The organism is Pararobbsia silviterrae (assembly GCF_003628125.1).
Taxonomy (GTDB): domain Bacteria; phylum Pseudomonadota; class Gammaproteobacteria; order Burkholderiales; family Burkholderiaceae; genus Pararobbsia; species Pararobbsia silviterrae.
On sequence record NZ_RBZU01000010.1, the window covers coordinates 158,475 to 176,656 of the forward strand.

Genomic DNA, 18,182 nt, shown 5'->3' on the forward strand with positions numbered 1-18,182 from the left:
GTCCCATGCACGCGCGTGTCGAACACCATTCGCATGCGGTCGTTGCGCATGATTTCCGTGCGACCTCATCATCGAAGACCTGCCATGAATCCGATCCACGCATCGCCTCTCCTGAAACGGCTTCGCCGCGCGTTCGCGGGCGTGCTCGTGCTTGCATCGGCCACACTATCGTATTGCGAGCCCGCGCATGCCGAAGGCAAGATCAGCATCGCGCAACAGTTCGGCATCGGGTATCTGATTCTCGACGTCGTCCAGGACCAGCATCTGATCGAGAAGTACGGCAAGCAGGAAGGCCTCGATATCGAGGTCGAATGGAAGACGGTCTCGGGCGCGACGTCGATGAACGAAGCGCTGCTTGCGGGCGCGATCGATGTCGTCTCGGCCGGCGTGCCGCCGATGCTCACGATGTGGGACCGCACGCGCGGTCATCAGAACGTCAAGGCTGTCGCATCGCTCGGTTCGATGCCGAACTATCTGCTCACGAACAATCCGAACATCAAGACGCTCAAGGACTTCACCGAGCACGACCGCATCGCGGTGCCCGCGGCAGGCGTCGGCTTTCAGTCGCGGACGCTCCAGATCGCGACCGCGCGCGCCCTCGGCGACGGCGCATACAAGCAACTCGATACGATCTCGATCAGCCTCGCGCACCCGGACGCGACGACCGCCCTCATCGCGGGACATTCGGAAATCGACGCGCATTTCTCGAGTCCGCCGTTTCAGTACCAGGAACTCGAACATGCGAACATCCACAAGATCCTGAGCTCGTACGACGTGCTCGGCGGCAGCGGCACATTCAACGCGCTCTATACGACCGAGAAATTCCACGACGAGAACCCGAAGACCTATCGCGCGTTCTATGAAGCCTTGCGCGAGGCCGCGCGCATCATCAACGCCGACAAGAATGCGGCGGCCGCGACGTATCTGCGTGTCGAGCATTCGAGCCTGCCGTTGCCGCTCGTGCAGAAGATCGTCAACGATCCCGAGATCTCGTTCACGATCTCGCCCGAACGCAGCTTCGTCTACGCGAGCGAACTGCACCGTCTCGGCGTGCTCAAGAACGGCGCGACCTCATGGAAAGACTATTTCTTCCCCGAGGCGTGGTCGTCGCCCGGCAGTTGATCGGCGCGCGTCACGAAGCGCTCATCGCATCGTGAAGTGATGTGATGTGAAGTGATGTGACGTACAAAACGATGGGCATCGACGCATGCGTCGAAACGCGTACTTGATTGTGCGCCGGAGCCCGTCGCCGACGGACCCTCAGTGCACCATGCCCCAGCGACGCACGGTCACGCGTTCGAGCAGGCCGAACGCAAGATTCTCGACAAGCAGGCCGATCAGGATCACGAGCGTGAGCCCCGCGAACACGCGATCGGTCAGCAGCTCATTGCGATTCTGGAAGATGTACCAGCCAAGGCCGCCGCGTCCCGACGACGCGCCGAACACGAGTTCGGCCGCGATCAGCGTGCGCCATGCCGAGGCCCAGCCGACGCGCAGCCCCGTGAGGATCGACGGCAACGCGGCGGGCACGAGAATGCCCGTCACGTAGCCGATGCCGCGCAATCCGTAGTTGCGGCCCGCCATGCGCAGCGTCGCAGGCACCGATCGAAAGCCCGCATACGTATTGAGCGCGAGCGGCCAGAGCACCGAGTGCGTGAGCACGAAGATCAGGCTGCCGTTGCCGAGCCCGAACCAAAGCAAGGCCAGCGGCAGCAGCGCGATCGCGGGTAAAGGATTGAACATCGCGCTCAGCGTATCGAGCAGATCGCGTCCGATGCGCGTCGAGACCGCGAGCGTCGTCAGCACGAACGCGAACGCGATGCCGCACGCATAGCCGCGAATCAGCAGATAAAGCGAGACCGCCGCGCGGCTCGGCAGACTGCCGTCGGCGAACCCGTCGACGAACGCGCTCGCCGTCGCCGTGAACGTCGGCAACAACAGATCGTTCGCCTCGTAGACCGCAGCGATCTGCCAGATCACCGCCATGATCGCGAGGATTGCCGCCTTGCGCAGCCATCCGTATTGCCAGAGGCGCCGCTGCCACGACACGGTCCGCGCGGCCGTTGCGGCGGTCATCGGTTCCAGCGCGCGTTCATACTCGGGACGCGCGCCTGCGATGTGTGTGTAAGGACGGGCCGGCTGGGGCGTGCTCATATCGAATCCATCGAAGGAAAGGGCATCGCCGCGCGCGATCGCGCGGCGCATCCGTTATCGGGCGTCGGCCGCGTCGAACAGCAAACGATGAATGCGCTGCGACGCCGCTTGAAACAGCGGGTCGCCCGTGTTTTCAAAGCCGAATGCCTCGCTGTCGAGTTCGGCGCGCACGCGGCCCGGATGCGGCGACAACAACAGGATCCGATTGCCGACGACGAGCGCCTCGTCGATCGAATGCGTGACGAACAGCAGCGTGAACCGCACCTGTTCCCAAAGCGCGAGCAGTTCTTCCTGCATGCGCTGACGCGTCTGCGCATCGAGCGCCGCGAACGGTTCGTCCATCAGCAAGATCTTGGGCTTCGTCGCGAGCGCGCGCGCAATCGCGACGCGTTGCTTCATGCCGCCCGACAGCGTGTGCGGATACGCATCGGCGAATCGTTCGAGCCCGACCGTGGCCAACGCATCGCGCGCGATCTCGTCGGCTTGCGCGCGGCTCACGGCACGCGAGGCGAGCAGCGGAAACATGACGTTCTGGCGCACCGTCTTCCATGGCGGCAATTGGTCGAACTCCTGAAACACGACCATGCGATCGGGACCGGGCTCGGTCACGCGCGCGCCATCGAGCAGGATATGGCCCGACACGGGCTCGACGAATCCCGCGACGGCCTTGAGCAGCGTCGATTTACCGCATCCCGACGGACCGAGGATCACGAAGCGGTCCGCGTGATGCACGTCGAAACTCACGCGATGCGTCGCCTGCACGACTTCGCGCGCGCTCCGGTATTCGAGCGAGACGTCCTCGACGCGCAGCAGCACGCCGCTGTCTTGCGCGGGGATCGGAGCGATCGAGGAAGTCGGCGGCATTGCCGGATCAGAACGGCGCATCGTCGAGCGGTGCGCTGAGGTCAAACCCAATGACTCCGGCGCCCAGGGCGGCGTCGAACGCACGAAGCTCGATACGTGTCGTGACGGCCATATGCGCGCTTCGATCAACATTCAGGTGGACCGTCGACTTTAGCCGCGGCGCCCGCGCGCGCCAACGAACAAATCCAGCTATCGATATCCGCGATTCGAAAGTGCGCGCGCACGTGCACCAAAAAAAACGGATAACGAACGTCGAATAGGCGGATAGCCCGCCGCGCCGAACCCCGCTTCAATGGGCCCCGTCAGCAATCGATTCGAGGCCGGATACGGCAGGAGGAGACATATCGTGAACACTGTCAAAGACCTTTCAGCATGGCAGGATTTCGTCGGCGGCTGCATCGACTTTCGCCCGGCCGAAGGCGTGTACCGGATCGCACGCGAGATGTTTACCGAACCGGAACTGTTCGAACTCGAAATGGAAATGATCTTCGAGAAGAACTGGATCTATGCGTGCCATGAAAGCGAAATCGCGAAACCGCACGACTACATGACGATGCGCGCGGGCCGTCAGCCGCTGATCGTCTCGCGCGACGGCAACGGCCAATTGCACGCGATGATCAACGCCTGCCAGCATCGCGGCGCGACGCTGACGCGCATAAGCAAGGGCAATCAGTCGACGTTCACGTGCCCGTTTCACGCCTGGTGCTACAAAAGCGACGGCCGGCTCGTCAAGGTCAAGGCGCCCGGCGAGTATTGCGAGGATTTCGACAAATCCGCGCGCGGCCTCAAGAAGGCCCGCATCGCGAGCTACAAGGGCTTCGTCTTCGTGAGCCTCGATGCCGACGCGACCGATACGCTCGAAGACTATCTCGGCGATGCGCGGATCTTCTTCGACATGATGGTCGCGCAATCGCCGACGGGCGAACTCGAAGTGCTGCCGGGCAAGTCGGCCTATACGTTCGACGGAAACTGGAAGCTCCAGAATGAAAACGGCCTCGACGGGTATCACGTGAGCACCGTGCACTACAACTACGTCGCGACAGTCCAGCATCGCCAGGAAACGAACGCGCAAAAAGGCGAGACGCCGAGCGGCACGCTCGACTACAGCAAGCTCGGCGCGGGCGACGCGGAAACCGACGACGGCTGGTTCTCGTTCGCCAACGGCCATAGCGTGCTGTTCAGCGATATGCCGAACCCCGCCGTACGTCCCGGCTATGCGAGCGTCATGCCGCGCCTCGTCGAGTCGCACGGCCAGCCCAAAGCCGAGTGGATGATGCATCGGCTGCGCAATCTCAACATCTATCCGAGCCTGTTCTTCATGGACCAGATCAGCTCGCAATTGCGCATCGTGCGGCCCGTCGCCTGGAACAAGACCGAGGTCATCAGCCAGTGCATCGGCGTCAAGGGCGAATCCGATCTCGATCGTGAAAGCCGCATCCGGCAGTTCGAGGATTTCTTCAACGTATCGGGCATGGGCACGCCCGACGATCTCGTCGAATTCCGCGAGCAACAGCGCGGCTTCGAGGCGCGTCTCGAACGCTGGAGCGACATCTCGCGCGGCAATCACAAATGGGTCCGCGGCGAGACGGCCAATTCGAAGCTGCTCGGCATCGCGCCCGTCCTGACGGGCACCGAGCTCACGCACGAAGGCCTTTACGTAAATCAACACGGCGCCTGGCGCGATTTTCTGCTCAAGGGACTCGAAGGTCTCGCCCGCCCGACCCACTCCAAGAACGAGGCCTGAATCATGCAACCGCTCCAGCATTCGATCGAGCAGTTTCTCTATCGCAAGGCCGAACTCTGCGACACGCAGGACTGGGACGCCTACCTCGATCTGTTCGAAGAAGACAGCGAATTTCACGTGCCCCAGTGGGACTCCGAGCATGTGTACACGACCGACCCGAAACGCGGCATGTCGTTGATCTACTACGCGAACCGCTCGGGTCTCGAAGATCGCGTCTATCGGCTGCGCACGGGCAAATCGGCCGCTTCGACGCCGTTGCCCCGCACGATGCACCAGGTCAGCAACGTGCGCATCGCGCCGCTCGACGACGGTGCATACGAAGTCAAGGCCAACTGGGCGACGTTCTATTCGCGGCACGGCGTGGCCGAGCATTTCTTCGGCCGCGCGACCTATCGTCTGCACGCGGCGGGCGACGGCTGGAAGATCGCGCGCAAGCACGTGCTGTTGCTCAACGACCGCATCAATGCGGTGCTCGATTTCTATCATCTCTAGGCGGGAGGTACCGCGATGAATCACAAGGTCGCCTTCAGCTTTGCCGACGGCAAGACGGTCTTCTTCGAGATCAAGCCCAACGAACTGCTGCTCGACGCGGCGCTGCGCAACGGCGTGAACCTTCCGCTCGACTGCCGTGAAGGCGTCTGCGGCACGTGTCAGGGACGCTGCGAATCGGGCGCCTATACGCAGGAATACGTCGACGACGAGACGCTGTCGGCCGACGACCTCGCGCAGCGCAAGATGCTGTCGTGCCAAACGCGCGTGCAGTCCGATGCGTCGTTCTACTTCGATTTCGACTCGACGCTTTGCGCGGCGGGCGGCACGCAGCGCGTGTCGGCGCGCGTCACCGAGGTCACGCACGTGTCCGAGACGACGGCGATCCTGCATCTCGATGCGAGCACGCACGCGCGTCGCATCGACTTCCTGCCGGGCCAATATGCGCGTATCGAGGTGCCCGACACGGGCGTCTCGCGCTCGTACTCGTTCGCGAACCGGCCCAACGACGCGAACCAGCTTCAGTTCCTGATCCGCCTGCTGCCCGAAGGCGTCATGAGCGACTATCTGCGCGAGCGCTGCGCGCCGGGGCAAACCGTGTCGTTCGAGGCACCGCTCGGCGCGTTCTATCTGCGCGAGATCGAACGTCCGATCGTGATGGTCGCGGGCGGCACGGGTTTGTCGGCGTTTCTCGGCATGCTCGACGAAATCGCGCAGCGCGGCGGCTGCGGTCATCCCGTGCGGCTCTATTACGGCGTCACGCATGCGCGCGATCTCTGCGAGCTCGAACGTCTGGGCGCCTACGCCGCGCGGATCGACGACTTCTCGTACGAGATCGTCGTGATGAAACCGTCGCCCGAGTGGCAGGGCAAGACCGGACTGATTCCCGAGCACTTCGACCGCCGTTTCCTCGAGGCGAATCCGTTCGACATGTATCTCTGCGGACCGCCGCCGATGGTCGAGGCGATCAAACAGTGGCTCGCCGACGCGCATCTCAGCTCGTGCCGCCTGTTCTACGAGAAATTCGCCGACAGCAACACGCAGCAAGCGATCGCGTAGGCCGGCTCGATTCGACCCGGCGCGTCGGCGCGCGTCCGGGTGCACACCCATATGCGCCGGGTTTTTCCTCATTTACTATTGCCGCGTTGTCGACGCCGACAATCGATGGGGAACACGATGCCTACGCAAGCCGATCTCACGCCAAGCGGCGTCGAAGCGACGCGTCGCGACCTCGACGGCGCGCGCGAATGGATGGCCGCGATCTGCGGACCGCACTGGCTGCGCGTGAGCCGGCCCGGACATCTGCAATTTCATCATTCGGGCACGGTGCTGCGCGCGATGTCGACGACGCTCGGCTATGTCGAATACGGCACCGATGTCACCGTCTCCGTCGATACCGACGCACCGTTGAACTGCTATAGCGTGAGCCTGCCGCTGACGGGCGAGCAGGAACTCGCGGCGCGCGGCCGCCTCTGGCAATCGGATCGCGACAACGGACTCATCCTGACGCCGCACGATGCGCAGGAACTCGCGATCATGGGCAACTGCCGCAAGATCATCGTTGCCATTCCGCGCCCCGCGCTGCGCCAGGTCCTCGAAGACCTGCTCAAACGGCCGCTGAACGCGCCGCTGACGTTCGAGCCCGGCATGGACGCGGCAAACGGCGAGCAGGCCGCATGGTGGCGCATGGTCAAGTACATGCTGACGGAAACGGAGCGCGGCGCACCGTTATCGAGTCATCTTCATGTCGCGGCCGATCTCGAACAGGCGCTGCTCAAGGGCCTGTTGCTCTCTCAGCCCCACAATTACTCCGATGCGCTCGCCGACGCGCTGCGTCCCGCGTGCTCGCACTATCTGTTGCGCGCGCGCCAGTTCATCCAGGACAACGCGCGCGAGAACCTTACGCTCGACGATATCGAACGCGCCGCGGGCGTCTCGCGTTTCAAGTTGTTCGACGGGTTTCGCGAGCAGTTCGGCCAGTCGCCGATGGCCTATCTAAAGAAATTCCGGCTTGAAGCCGTGCGCCGCGAAATGCTGGCCGATCGCTCCGAACGCAATATCTCCGCGATTGCGATGGGCTGGGGACTCACGCATCTGGGCCGCTTTTCGAGCGAGTACAAGAAGCTGTTCGGCGAAACGCCGTCCGAGACGCTCAAACGCGCCGCGCGCGCGTCCGCTGTGCCGCGCGTCTGAATGCCGGAAACGCGCTGAAAAAGCCTCGAAAATCGCACGCTTCGCACTCAAGCGCGCGCTAAAAGAAAAGGCCGGTTGCGTCCTGAGTTCGCAACCGGCCAAATGTTCCGAAGCCACTTGGGGGAAACCTCGAAACAGACCACAAGAGTGTTCGCTTACGTAGCACGGGCTACACGCGCATTGTAGGTACCCCATTTCGCTTGAAAAGAGCACAAGTACTTATCGCGGCGCGGATTTCTTCAGGATATCGATCCTTCTTGCGACGACATCGTTTGCGCACCGAAACACGGCGTCGTGCGCGGCGCGCGCCGGCGACATGCAAGCGCCGCATACCGATCGCACCGTGCACGACGCGTATCGCCGAGCGGTTCGATATGCGTACATCCATGCACGGCGGCTCAGTCCACCGGCGTGCCCTCGGCTTCGATCAGCGCGCGCGTCATATCGTCTTCCGAGAGCGGCTTGCCGAACAAATACCCCTGTAGACGCGCACATTGCAGAGACCGCAGGAAATCGGCCTGTGCCACGGTCTCGACGCCTTCGGCCGTCACACCAAGTCCGAGCGAGCGCGCCATCACGATGATCGCGCGCGTGAGTTCGGCCGAATCGCGATCGTCGGGCAACTCGAAGACGAACGAGCGGTCCACCTTGAGGCTCTTCACGGGAAAGCGCTTCAGATACGACAGCGACGAATAGCCCGTGCCGAAGTCGTCGATCGCGATCGAGACGCCCATCTCGGTCAGCCGCGTGAGCGTCGTCAGCACATCCTTGCTGCCCGCGAGCAACGCGCCCTCGGTGATTTCGAGTTCGAGCGCACTGCCGTCAAGCCCCGTGACGTCGAGGCATTGCTGAACGTAGGTGACCAGCGCATCGTTGACCTGCCGCGGCGACAAGTTGACCGATACGGCAAGATTCGGCGACAGCGTCTGCCGCCATTGCGCGACGCTCTCGCAGGCCTTGAGCAGCACCCATTGCCCGATCGCGCCGATCAGCGACGCTTCTTCCGCGATCGGCACGAATTCGACCGGCGAGATATCGCCCAGCTCGCGATCGGTCCAGCGCAACAACGCTTCGACCGCGACGATACGGCCATCGGCGCTGCTCACGATCGGCTGATAAACGAGCCGCAGCGATGCGTTCTTGATTGCGTTGCGCAGGCCCTGTTCGAGGCAAATCCGGCGTTCGAGGCGCGTCGTCAATTCCGACGTGAAGAAGCGATACGTGTTGCGTCCTTCGATCTTCGCCTGGAACATCGCCGAGTCCGCGTTGCGCATCAACGTCACGCCGTCGTTGCCGTCGCGCGGATATAGACAGATACCGATCGATGCGCCGAGAAAAAACTGGCCGTCGTCGACGTTGAACGGCTCGGAGATCACGCGGATGATGCGCCGGCAGAACGCGGCGACCTGATGCGCATTCGAAAAGCCGCGCAGCACGATCACGAACTCGTCGCCGCCGACGCGCGCGATCACATCGTGTTCGCGCGCGCTGCGCGTCAGACGCAGCGCGACCTCGCGCAGCAACGCGTCACCGGTCTCGTGACCGGCCGAATCGTTGACCTTCTTGAAGCCGTCGAGATCGATGAAAAGCAACGCGGTCGTCGAATCGTCGGACGGCGTCTCGCCGGTCGGCGCGGGGACGCTCGGCGGGAACAGCTCGCGCATCTGATCGACGAGATAGGCGCGGTTATAGAGTCCTGTCAGCGAGTCGCGCGTCGCGAGATGCTGGAGCCGCCGTTGGGCTTCGCGCACGGGACCGATATCGGTGAACGACACGACGATCGTATCGGGCGTCTTGCGGCCCTCGCGCACGACGGGCACGATGCTTTCGTTGATCCAGACGACCTCGCCGTTCATGAGCTTGAGACCCACGCGTTCGTTCAGAATCGCGATGCCCGTCTCGAGCACGCGATTGATCGGTCGTTCAGGCTCCGCCATGGTCGAACCGTCTTCACGATAGAACGGCGTCATGACGCTATAGATATTCCGCCCGATCAACGACTTCGCCTGCCGGAGAATGCGCTGCGCGCTCGGATTGCATGCAATCACGAGACCTTCGCGCGTCTGCACGACCACGCCTTCGTGCAAGTGATCGACGATGAGCTGGTAATACTCGAGATGCGGCGCGGCGTGCGAAAACGAGGCTCGCGCTTGGCGCGGACCGGAACGCGTCGGCATCGACGACGCCCGGCGCGCGACGCTCGAAGGTCGCGTCTTGGTTCGTTTCATGGCTGCTTCGCGTTTGCGTCTGAGAGGGGATGCACGATCTTTCCCGGAGCCGGCGCGCCCCGTGACGCCCACCCCCGGCGACCCTTCGACGGCGCCATGCGCCTAAGATCGTCGGACTCTCCCTGATTCTATCGAGAGGCCATGCGTGCCAACCAGAGCACTATTACTCAACGCAGGCCGCATCGAGACGCGAGCCCGTCGCGCCGCGCGCATGCATCCAGGTCTCCAAGGCGGCGATGAGCGCCGCCATGTCGCAGCGGATCGACGCGAGGAGCGCGGTCTGCGTCCGTCCCTCACCATTCGACTCGGCGCGCAGCAGGGATTCGAGCGATCCCGCGCCGCTCGACAACGCATTCGCGCCGATGATCCCCGCCACGCCCTTGAGCGAATGCGCATGCAGCGCGGCGGCCTCGCGTTCGTCGCGCGCGAGACAGCTTTCGATCCGCTCGACACGGTCCGCATACTCGCTGACAAAGCGCTCCAGCATGCCGCGATAGACCGCGGGTTTGCCCGCGACATGGGTCAGGCCCGCACGCACGTCGAGTTGCGCGCAATGCGAAAGCCGCTCGAACAGCGATTCCGCATCGGACGCCGGGACGTCGATCGATGCGGGCCGCGCGCGCAGCCATCGGCGCAACGCCGCATGAAACCGGTCGGGATCGAGCGGCTTGACGATGCAGTCGTCCATCCCCGCCTCGATGTAGTGCGCGAGATCCTCATGCAGCGCATTGGCGGTCGTCGCAACGATGATCTGATCGCGCAGCCGGCGGTCCGCGCGTACGCGCCGCATGAACTCGACACCGTCGATGATCGGCATCACGATATCCGTGAGGATCAGGTCATACGTCTGGGTTTCGAGCAATTCGAGCGCGCGCAGGCCCGTCTCTGCCGTATCGGCTGCGATGCCGACGTCCTGCAGCAGATGCATGGCGAGTTCGAGGCAGATCGGATCGTCGTCGACGACGAGCACGCGCGCATGCGCGCCGAATGCGGCCGAACGCGCGAGCTCGGTGCGCGCGCCGGCGTCGGTCGCGGCAACCGGCACGCGCCGCAACGTGTCGTCGACGACATCGAGGAGCGCCGAGCGGTGGACCGGCTTATAGACGATCGCATCGACCGAAGCACGTTCGAGATCATTGGCGGCGGGCTCCTTGCCGAGCACGGCCATCAGCACGCAATGCGGTCGCACGTCGTGCAATCGCATCGCTTCGATGCGCCGCGCGAGTTCGAGACCATCGAGGTCCGGCATCAAAGCGTCGACGAACACGAGCCGATACGGCAGGCCGTCGGCATCGGCCGCGCGCACGCACGCGAGCGCCGCGTCGCCGCCGTGCGCTTCATCGACTTCGAAACCGAGATCGCGCAGCATATTCGCCGTGAGTCCGCGCGCATACGCGTGATCGTCGACGACGAGCAAGCGGATGCCCTGCTCCGCGATGCGCGCGCGCGACGTCCGCGGCTCGCCCGCGGGCTCGAAATCGAGCTCGACATGAAACACACTGCCTTCGCCGACCGCGCTGCGCACGCCGATCGATCCGCCCATCAACGTCACAAGACGGCGGCACAGCGCGAGTCCAAGCCCCGAGCCGCCATAACGGCTCGCCGTCGTGACGTCGGCCTGCTCGAAACTTTCGAACACGCGCGCGCGGTCGTCGGCGCGAATGCCGATGCCCGAATCGAGCACTTCGAACAGCAGTCGCACGCCGGCCGCGGACGTCGGACGCCGCGTCGATCGAACGCGAATCACGACATCGCCCGAGTCCGTGAACTTGACCGCGTTGCTCACGAGATTCACGAGCACCTGCCGCACGCGCAGTGCGTCGCCGACGAGCCAGTCGGGCGTCTGCGGCAAGACGTCGACAATGAGTTCGAGCCCCTTTTCGGCCGCGCGCTCGGCCACGAAATCGCTGACCGTCTGCAACAACGCATCGAGCGAAAACTCCGTGCGGCTGATCTCGAGCTTGCCGGCTTCGATGCGCGACAGATCGAGAATCTCGTCGACGATATCGAGCAGATGGCGGCCGCCGCTCTGGATCCTGTCGAGGTATCCGCGCTGGCGCACGTCGAGCCGCGTCTTGAGCGCGAGATGCGCCATGCCGATCACGGCATTCATCGGCGTACGGATCTCGTGGCTCATATGCGCGAGGAAACTCGCCTTGGCCTGCGCGGCCGCCTGCGCCGCACGCGTCGCCGCTTCGAGCGCCGCGTTCGCGACCTTGAGTTCGCGCGTGCGCTCCTCGACCTTGTAATCGAGTGTCTGCGACAGTTCCTCCAGGCGCTGCGTGAGTTCGACCTGCTCGGTGATATCGACACCGACCGCGCCGACGCCGACGACGTCGTCGTCCTCGGGGTCGCGGACCGGGAACCGCACGACCTGGATATAGCGCAGGCCCCGATCCGACTGCAATGAATAGACGTGCGGCTCGGCGCGGCCCGTCTTCATCACGCGCTCCTCGATGACCCATCGTTCGTTGGCCGCATCGGGCACCACCGGCCACTCGAATTCGACCTTGCCGAGCATCTGGGCTTCACTGTTTCCGACGAGCGCACACAACGCGGGGTTCGCGAGCACCAGCGCATGGCGGCGGTCCTTGATGTGGATCGTCGCCGGCGCATGCGCAAAGATCGCACGCAAGCGCGCATGGCTTTGCGCGAGACGCCGTTCCGCGCGATAGAGCGTGGCCGCGAGCGCGACGATGACCGCTACGAGCACCCCGGCCAGCGCGACGAGCGCATCGCGCGCGAAGCGATACGAGGCGAGCGCCTCGCCGAGATCCTGCTTCGCCGCGATGCCGATCTGCGGATCGTTGAGCCATCGCGCCACACGTGCGACACGCATGCCCCGATAATCGCGATCCTCGACGCTCTGCGCCGGCGCGGACGTCCAGAACCGCGGGATCGGCGCAGCATCGAAACGCAGGCGATCGCCATGCGATGGGGGAACCGCGAAGCGCGTCGGCGTTACGAGCCGAAGTCCCGCATCGACGGCATCGACCTCGCCGGTCTTCGCGAAGCGTCCCGCGGCGACCATCGACGCCAGCATCGCGCTCGTTTCGATACGCAAACAGAGTACGGCGCGCGAGGCGGCCACGGCCTCGATGCGCGCGCAGACGAGTTGATAGACATCGGCCGCCGTCGCATCGGTACCGCGCATCGATACGGGCCGCAACGGCGGCGACAGCGCCGTACCCTCGCGCGCCGCGCGCGCGAACACGACGGCATGTTCGCTCCTCGACGCGTCATCGAAACCGGACGGCCATGACGATGCAAGCACGCGACCGTCGGATGTGGCGAGGATATATCCGCTATAGCCGCCGCTGCGATAGATCGGCGCCACCCATTGCGCATAGTCGAGACTCAGACGCTGCGCGTCGGCGGGACGATCCTGGTTCGCGACGAGCGCTTGCGCGAGATGCGCGCCGGACTCGAACGTCGCGATGTCCTCGACGCGCTGGCGCTCATGCGCATAGGCGATCGTGATCTGGTTCGCGATCTCGTCGAGCGTCGCGTCGAGCAGCGCGGCGGCTTTCGCGCTTTCGTTGTCGTAGACGGACCCCACGGCCCACGTCGCGAACATGCAGACGACGAGGCTCAACACGAGCGCCACCGCGCCGACACTCATGCGCGGCAACGGGCGAAATCCGTCGAGCCTTTCAGGAACAGCCAATTGATGCCCTCCGCCTACGCGAGACGTTCGCCGCTTGCGACAAACGCGCGCGAAGCTCGCGCGTTTCAAAGCGATTTTCGTTGCATGCCGAATATCATGTCCATCCGGTCAACTTATCGGATGGCGTCGACGTTGCGATGCGAGCATGCCGAAGAGAATACCCGGCATGCGCTCGCAGATTGTGACGGCAATATCCAATCCACGCGCGCGGATTTGAAACGATCGAACCTCGTGGAAACACGGATTATTCTGAGTTGAATCGCGGAGGCGATGCGCTTGATCGCGCAACGCGCGATGCGTCGACGGGCTAGTGCAGCGCGGTCGATATGGCGCCGGATAAACCGGATAAGCCGGACATGGCGGACATGACAACGGCATCGGGCGTCGAGCACAGTTGCGCATATCGAAGCGCGCGCAGAACGAGACCCTTTTCGTCAGACGATAGATCGACGCCGTACGATTCGAATAAGGCGCGCAACGCCTCATGGAGACGCCGATACGAAGCCGGACACGGCGCCATGACGGGCCAAGCCTGCATCAGATAGGCAAGAGGCAGCACATGACGCCGCTCGCACCAATCGTCGAATAATGAGCGACAACACGCGTCGAGTTCTGTCGCCATCGCCGACGATTCACGGGTGCTTCCCATCCCTACCTCCTGACATCCCACGTGTCGACGACATCGCATGTCCGATCGACGGCGCTTCCGGTATCCATCCCGTTGCGGGAAATGGAATCAGGGCTCAGCCTAGAGTGCGCCTCGGGTCTGCACAAGAGCACAAACACCCAAACCCCTATGCGAATCGGCGTCAGGTGTCATGCCATACGTTTATCGATCGCCATAGAACAGGCGCACGAGGTCGATCGTCGAATCGAGCTGAAGTTTTTCGGCGATACGCGCGCGGTGGTTCTGGACGGTACGAATGCTGATGCCGAGCTTCTCCGAAATCTTGCGGCTCGACAGACCCGAGATCACAAATTCGGCGATCTCGCGTTCTTTCGGCGTCAACGACGCAAGCCGGCTCTGCTGCGCCTGCGCGTCCATGCGTCGCGAGCCGAGCGCGCGGCTGTGATCGAGGGCTTTGCGGACCTTGTCGCGGAATTGCAGGCCGTCGACGGGCTTTTCGACGAAGTCGAATGCGCCGGCCTTGACCGCCTCGACGACGGCCGGCACCTCGGAATACGCCGATGCAAAGATGACCGGAATCGCCGCGCCGATCTCACGCAACTCTCGCTGCACGTCGAGACCGCTGATATCGGGCATCCGCAGATCGCAGATCAGACACTCGGCGCTCCCCGGCGCGTAACTGTCGAGAAACTCCCGCGCGGACACGAACACGTGAACGGTCGCATCGAGCTCCTGCAGAATCTGCTGGTAAAGCCAAAGGATCTGAGCATCGTCATCGACGATGTAGATGGTAGGTCGCCTGTTCAACACAAACTCTCTATCGCAACGTGACGAAATTCTTCCCTGTCACCCGCTTCAGCGCGAGCCACCGATTCAACTACGTCCGAATATAAACCGAACCAAAAAAACGCCGTCGAGGAACGACGGAATCCAAGGGTTTCCGCGGATGCCGCGATGATGCCAACGTGCAATTCCGACTTCGCAATCACGTGCAATCGATTCGCGTTTTGTTGATCGATTGCGTTCGCCCTGCGCACATCGCTCGCTCGCCCCCCATTTCATGCGAGTTCCCTGCATGTCGGAGACTTTACCGCATCTCCGGTCGTTTTGACCGAGCGGATTTTTGCTTCGCGCTTTAGACTTTTGTGCAGTTCGAGCATCGAATGCGGTCAACGCTTGAAAATAAAAGCGATCGCGCGATTACAAGAGTAAATCTACTCAGAGGAACATCTCGCCACATTTCAGATGATTGCAAGTTGCAATCTGTATCGCGCGATTATCTCCATCCCCTTTACTTAAAACTTTTGATCCGATCTCGATCAATTGCGCAACATGTCATCCGATTACATCTGATCAATACGTCCACGCATCGCATTCGTGAAATTTGAACGTTTCCTCTTTTCAGAGTGACACGTTTGTCACGGCTAAGTCACATTTAAAAAATAGAGTTGCGCCCCGCATCAGTTCCATCTTTCAACAAATCAAAAAACAGGGATCCCCCATGTTCATGCGTCACTGGTTGACCAGTGCATTCGCGGCCGTCGCGGCGCTGATCGTCGGCTTGGCCGTTTCCGCGTGCGGTTCGACTTCGACACCGCAAGACGTCACCGCGATTCGTCACGTGTTCGTGATCACGCTCGAAAACGAGGGCTACGCGACGACGTTCAGCTCGACCACGCAGGCGCCGTATCTCGCGAACACGCTCGCGTCGCAAGGCGCGCTCGTCCAGCAGTACTACGGCACGGGCCACGTGAGTCTCGACAACTACATCTCGATGATCAGCGGCCAGTCCCCGACGGTCGATACCGATAACGACTGCACGACCTACGAGGACATGACGACGACCGGCACGACGACGGACGGTCAGGTCATCGGCACGGGCTGCGTCTATCCCGCGAGCGTCAAGACGCTGCCCGATCAATTGACGGCGGCCGGCTTCACGTGGAAGGGCTATGAAGAGGACATGGGCAACAACCCGACGCGCGAATCGGCGACCTGTGGTCACCCGACGCTGAACACGACCGACGCGACGCAGACCGCGGAGGCCGCGACGCAAACCTATCCGGCCGATATGTACGCGACGCGTCACGACCCGTTCATGTATTTCCATTCGATCATCGATTCTCCGGACTGCGCGACGAACGTCGTGAATCTCACGAATCTACAGACCGACCTACAGTCCGTGGCGACCACGCCGAACTTCTCGTTCATCACGCCGAACCTCTGCGATGACGGTCACGATACGGATTGCGTGAACGGCGACCCGGGCGGCCTCACGAGCGCCAACACGTTCCTGCAGAAATGGGTGCCGCTCATCACGTCGTCGCCGGCCTTCCAGAAAGACGGCCTGCTGATCATCAATTTCGACGAGAGCAGCTATGCGTCCGCGCCCGTGATCACCGACACGTCCGAGAGCTACACGTTCACCGGCACGACGTGTTGCAGCGAGCAACCGGGTCCGAATCTCGCCGCGTATCCGCAGACGTCCTCGCTCGTCTACGACGGGTTCACGGTCAATCTGACGAAGACGAACTACGGCGGCGATCAGACCGGCGCGGTCATGATCTCGAAGTTCATCAAGCCGGGCACGGTCTCGACGGTGCCGTACAACCACTACTCGATGCTGCGCACGATCGAAACGATCTTCGGTGTCGGGTATCTCGGCTACGCGGGCCAGTCCGGTCTCGCGACCATGGGCACCGACATTTTCACGAACCTGCATTGACACGCATGACGTCTCTGGCTTCACGCATGATCCCGGCGCTCGCCGCGCTGCTGCCGCTCGCGGCAGTCGCGGCCGCGCCGGCGGGCACGGCGAACGCGGCATCGGCCGCGCCGCCGGCCCTTGTCGCCGGTCATTCCGCGGGCGCTTCGGCGCCCGCCGCCGTTTCCGTTTCGACGCATGCGGGCACACCCGCGCTCAGCGACGCAGCCGCGCTCGGCAAGCATCTGTTCTTCGATCCCGCGCTGTCGGGCTCGGGCAAGATGTCGTGCGCGACCTGCCATAGCCCCGAGCATGCGTATGGCCCGCCGAACGGTCTCGCCGCGCAACTCGGCGGCCCCGACCTTCGCGAACAGGGCACGCGCGCGGTGCCCAGCCTGCGCTACACGCTGAACAACACGCCCGTCTGGAGTCACGCGCGAGCCGCGAGTCTCACCGAACGTCTCGAAGACCCCGACAACGCACCCGTCGGCGGCTTCGGCTGGGACGGACGATTCAACCATCTGCACGACCAGGCCGTGTTCCCCTTGTTCGCGCCCAACGAGATGGCCAACAAGGACGCGGCGACACTGCTCGACACGATCGCGCACGCGTCGTATGCACCGCAATTCAAGGCCGTGTTCGGCGAGCACGTGTTTGCCGATCCCGGCAAGGCCTTCGCCGACGCGATGCAGGCGATCGAGCGCTTCGAACTCGAGGATCCGAGCTTCCATCCCTATACGAGCAAGTTCGACTATTACCTCGATGGCAAGGTGCAACTGACGGCGCGCGAGTTGCGCGGCAAGAAGCTGTTCGACGATCCGAAGGGCGGCAATTGCGCGTCCTGCCATATCGACCAGTCGGGCGCGGACGGCTCGCATCCGATGTTCACCGACTTCAATTTCCAGGCCCTCGGCGTGCCGCGCAATCGCGAGTTGCGTCTGAACGCGGATCCGACGTACTACGATCTGGGCCTCTGCGGTCCGATCCGGACCGACCAGTCGGCCGACCGCAAGAACTGCGGGCTGTTCAAGGATCCGTCGCTGCGCAACACGGCGACGCGTCATGTGTTCTTTCATAACGGACGTTTCCACACGCTCAAGGACGCCGTGCGCTTCTACGTCGAGCGCGACACGCAGCCCGAGAAGTGGTATCCGAAAGATCGCCACGGCAACGTCGTGAAGTTCGACGATGTGCCGGCGGCCTTCCGCGTCAACATCGACACGACCGACGAACCGCTGACGCGCAAGCGTGGCGACAAGCCGGTCTGGGACGAACGCGATATCGACGATGTCGTGGCGTTCCTCGAAACGCTCAACGACGACTACCGCGAACACGACGCCACCGGGGTCCGGCGCTAAGCGCGCGCTCACGCCTGGCACGAGGCGCCCTGCCCCTCACACCCCGCGCCCGGCATCGGGCGCGGGGCCCGTCGAAGCTGACGCGCGCGCCAGCCGACCCGGCGCACGCAATCCCCTGCCGCGCCCGAAGTCCGCGCGCCGAGACGCACCGCG

At 63.3% G+C, this 18,182-nt stretch carries 12 protein-coding genes; 7 read left to right on the forward strand and 5 right to left on the reverse strand.

What is annotated here, in order from left to right; all coding sequences use genetic code 11:
- The first annotated feature begins 84 nt into the window (after window positions 1-84).
- Complete coding sequence (locus D7S86_RS20505; RefSeq protein ID WP_121088747.1) at window positions 85-1,122, forward strand: ABC transporter substrate-binding protein; 1,038 nt, start codon at window positions 85-87, stop codon at window positions 1,120-1,122.
- Window positions 1,123-1,260: 138 nt separating this feature from the next.
- Here the strand turns inward: D7S86_RS20505 and D7S86_RS20510 are convergent, their stop codons facing one another.
- Complete coding sequence (locus D7S86_RS20510) at window positions 1,261-2,154, reverse strand: ABC transporter permease (protein ID WP_121088938.1); 894 nt, start codon at window positions 2,152-2,154, stop codon at window positions 1,261-1,263.
- Between the two features lie 54 nt (window positions 2,155-2,208).
- Window positions 2,209-3,018, reverse strand: a complete 810-nt coding sequence (locus tag D7S86_RS20515) for an ABC transporter ATP-binding protein (protein ID WP_121088749.1) — start codon at window positions 3,016-3,018, stop codon at window positions 2,209-2,211.
- A gap of 346 nt (window positions 3,019-3,364) precedes the next feature.
- Here D7S86_RS20515 and antA point away from each other — a divergent pair, with 346 nt between their 5' ends.
- The 4 genes from antA to D7S86_RS20540 all read left to right on the forward strand — a co-directional run bounded on the left by antA (window position 3,365) and on the right by D7S86_RS20540 (window position 7,444).
- Complete coding sequence (antA, locus tag D7S86_RS20525) at window positions 3,365-4,762, forward strand: anthranilate 1,2-dioxygenase large subunit (protein ID WP_121088751.1); 1,398 nt, start codon at window positions 3,365-3,367, stop codon at window positions 4,760-4,762.
- A gap of 3 nt (window positions 4,763-4,765) precedes the next feature.
- Window positions 4,766-5,254, forward strand: a complete 489-nt coding sequence (gene antB, locus D7S86_RS20530) for an anthranilate 1,2-dioxygenase small subunit (protein WP_121088753.1) — start codon at window positions 4,766-4,768, stop codon at window positions 5,252-5,254.
- 15 nt (window positions 5,255-5,269) lie between these two features.
- Window positions 5,270-6,310 (forward strand): anthranilate 1,2-dioxygenase electron transfer component AntC, encoded by a 1,041-nt coding sequence (antC, locus tag D7S86_RS20535; RefSeq protein WP_121088755.1) that lies wholly within the window; start codon window positions 5,270-5,272, stop codon window positions 6,308-6,310.
- A 117-nt stretch (window positions 6,311-6,427) separates the two neighbouring features.
- Window positions 6,428-7,444: an AraC family transcriptional regulator gene (locus D7S86_RS20540; RefSeq protein WP_205962863.1), complete on the forward strand. Its 1,017-nt coding sequence runs from the start codon at window positions 6,428-6,430 to the stop codon at window positions 7,442-7,444.
- A 398-nt stretch (window positions 7,445-7,842) separates the two neighbouring features.
- Here D7S86_RS20540 and D7S86_RS20545 read toward each other — a convergent pair whose 3' ends face one another.
- The 3 genes from D7S86_RS20545 to D7S86_RS20560 form a co-directional block, all read right to left on the reverse strand.
- Window positions 7,843-9,672 (reverse strand): putative bifunctional diguanylate cyclase/phosphodiesterase, encoded by a 1,830-nt coding sequence (locus D7S86_RS20545; protein ID WP_121088757.1) that lies wholly within the window; start codon window positions 9,670-9,672, stop codon window positions 7,843-7,845.
- Between the two features lie 163 nt (window positions 9,673-9,835).
- Window positions 9,836-13,339: a hybrid sensor histidine kinase/response regulator gene (locus tag D7S86_RS20550; protein WP_147432407.1), complete on the reverse strand. Its 3,504-nt coding sequence runs from the start codon at window positions 13,337-13,339 to the stop codon at window positions 9,836-9,838.
- An 829-nt stretch (window positions 13,340-14,168) separates the two neighbouring features.
- Window positions 14,169-14,774, reverse strand: a complete 606-nt coding sequence (locus D7S86_RS20560; protein WP_121088942.1) for a response regulator transcription factor — start codon at window positions 14,772-14,774, stop codon at window positions 14,169-14,171.
- A 694-nt stretch (window positions 14,775-15,468) separates the two neighbouring features.
- Between D7S86_RS20560 and D7S86_RS20565 the strand changes: the two genes are divergently transcribed.
- Together D7S86_RS20565 and D7S86_RS20570 are read left to right on the forward strand one after the other, a co-directional pair.
- Window positions 15,469-16,692: an alkaline phosphatase family protein gene (locus D7S86_RS20565; RefSeq protein WP_121088763.1), complete on the forward strand. Its 1,224-nt coding sequence runs from the start codon at window positions 15,469-15,471 to the stop codon at window positions 16,690-16,692.
- A 5-nt stretch (window positions 16,693-16,697) separates the two neighbouring features.
- Window positions 16,698-18,029 carry a cytochrome-c peroxidase gene (locus D7S86_RS20570; protein WP_121088765.1) on the forward strand — a complete coding sequence of 444 codons (1,332 nt, stop codon included), beginning with the start codon at window positions 16,698-16,700 and terminating at the stop codon, window positions 18,027-18,029.
- The last annotated feature ends 153 nt before the right edge of the window (window positions 18,030-18,182 follow it).

What these genes read in the sequence shown, in the direction of transcription:
- D7S86_RS20570 (WP_121088765.1), top strand. Translation starts at nt 16,698, where the DNA reads ATGACGTCTCTGGCTTCACGCATGATCCCGGCGCTCGCCGCGCTGCTG.
- D7S86_RS20505 (WP_121088747.1), top strand. Translation starts at nt 85, where the DNA reads ATGAATCCGATCCACGCATCGCCTCTCCTGAAACGGCTTCGCCGCGCG.
- D7S86_RS20510 (WP_121088938.1), bottom strand. Translation starts at nt 2,154, where the DNA reads ATGAGCACGCCCCAGCCGGCCCGTCCTTACACACACATCGCAGGCGCG.
- antB (WP_121088753.1), top strand. Translation starts at nt 4,766, where the DNA reads ATGCAACCGCTCCAGCATTCGATCGAGCAGTTTCTCTATCGCAAGGCC.
- D7S86_RS20540 (WP_205962863.1), top strand. Translation starts at nt 6,428, where the DNA reads ATGCCTACGCAAGCCGATCTCACGCCAAGCGGCGTCGAAGCGACGCGT.
- D7S86_RS20515 (WP_121088749.1), bottom strand. Translation starts at nt 3,018, where the DNA reads ATGCCGCCGACTTCCTCGATCGCTCCGATCCCCGCGCAAGACAGCGGC.
- antC (WP_121088755.1), top strand. Translation starts at nt 5,270, where the DNA reads ATGAATCACAAGGTCGCCTTCAGCTTTGCCGACGGCAAGACGGTCTTC.
- D7S86_RS20545 (WP_121088757.1), bottom strand. Translation starts at nt 9,672, where the DNA reads ATGAAACGAACCAAGACGCGACCTTCGAGCGTCGCGCGCCGGGCGTCG.
- D7S86_RS20565 (WP_121088763.1), top strand. Translation starts at nt 15,469, where the DNA reads ATGTTCATGCGTCACTGGTTGACCAGTGCATTCGCGGCCGTCGCGGCG.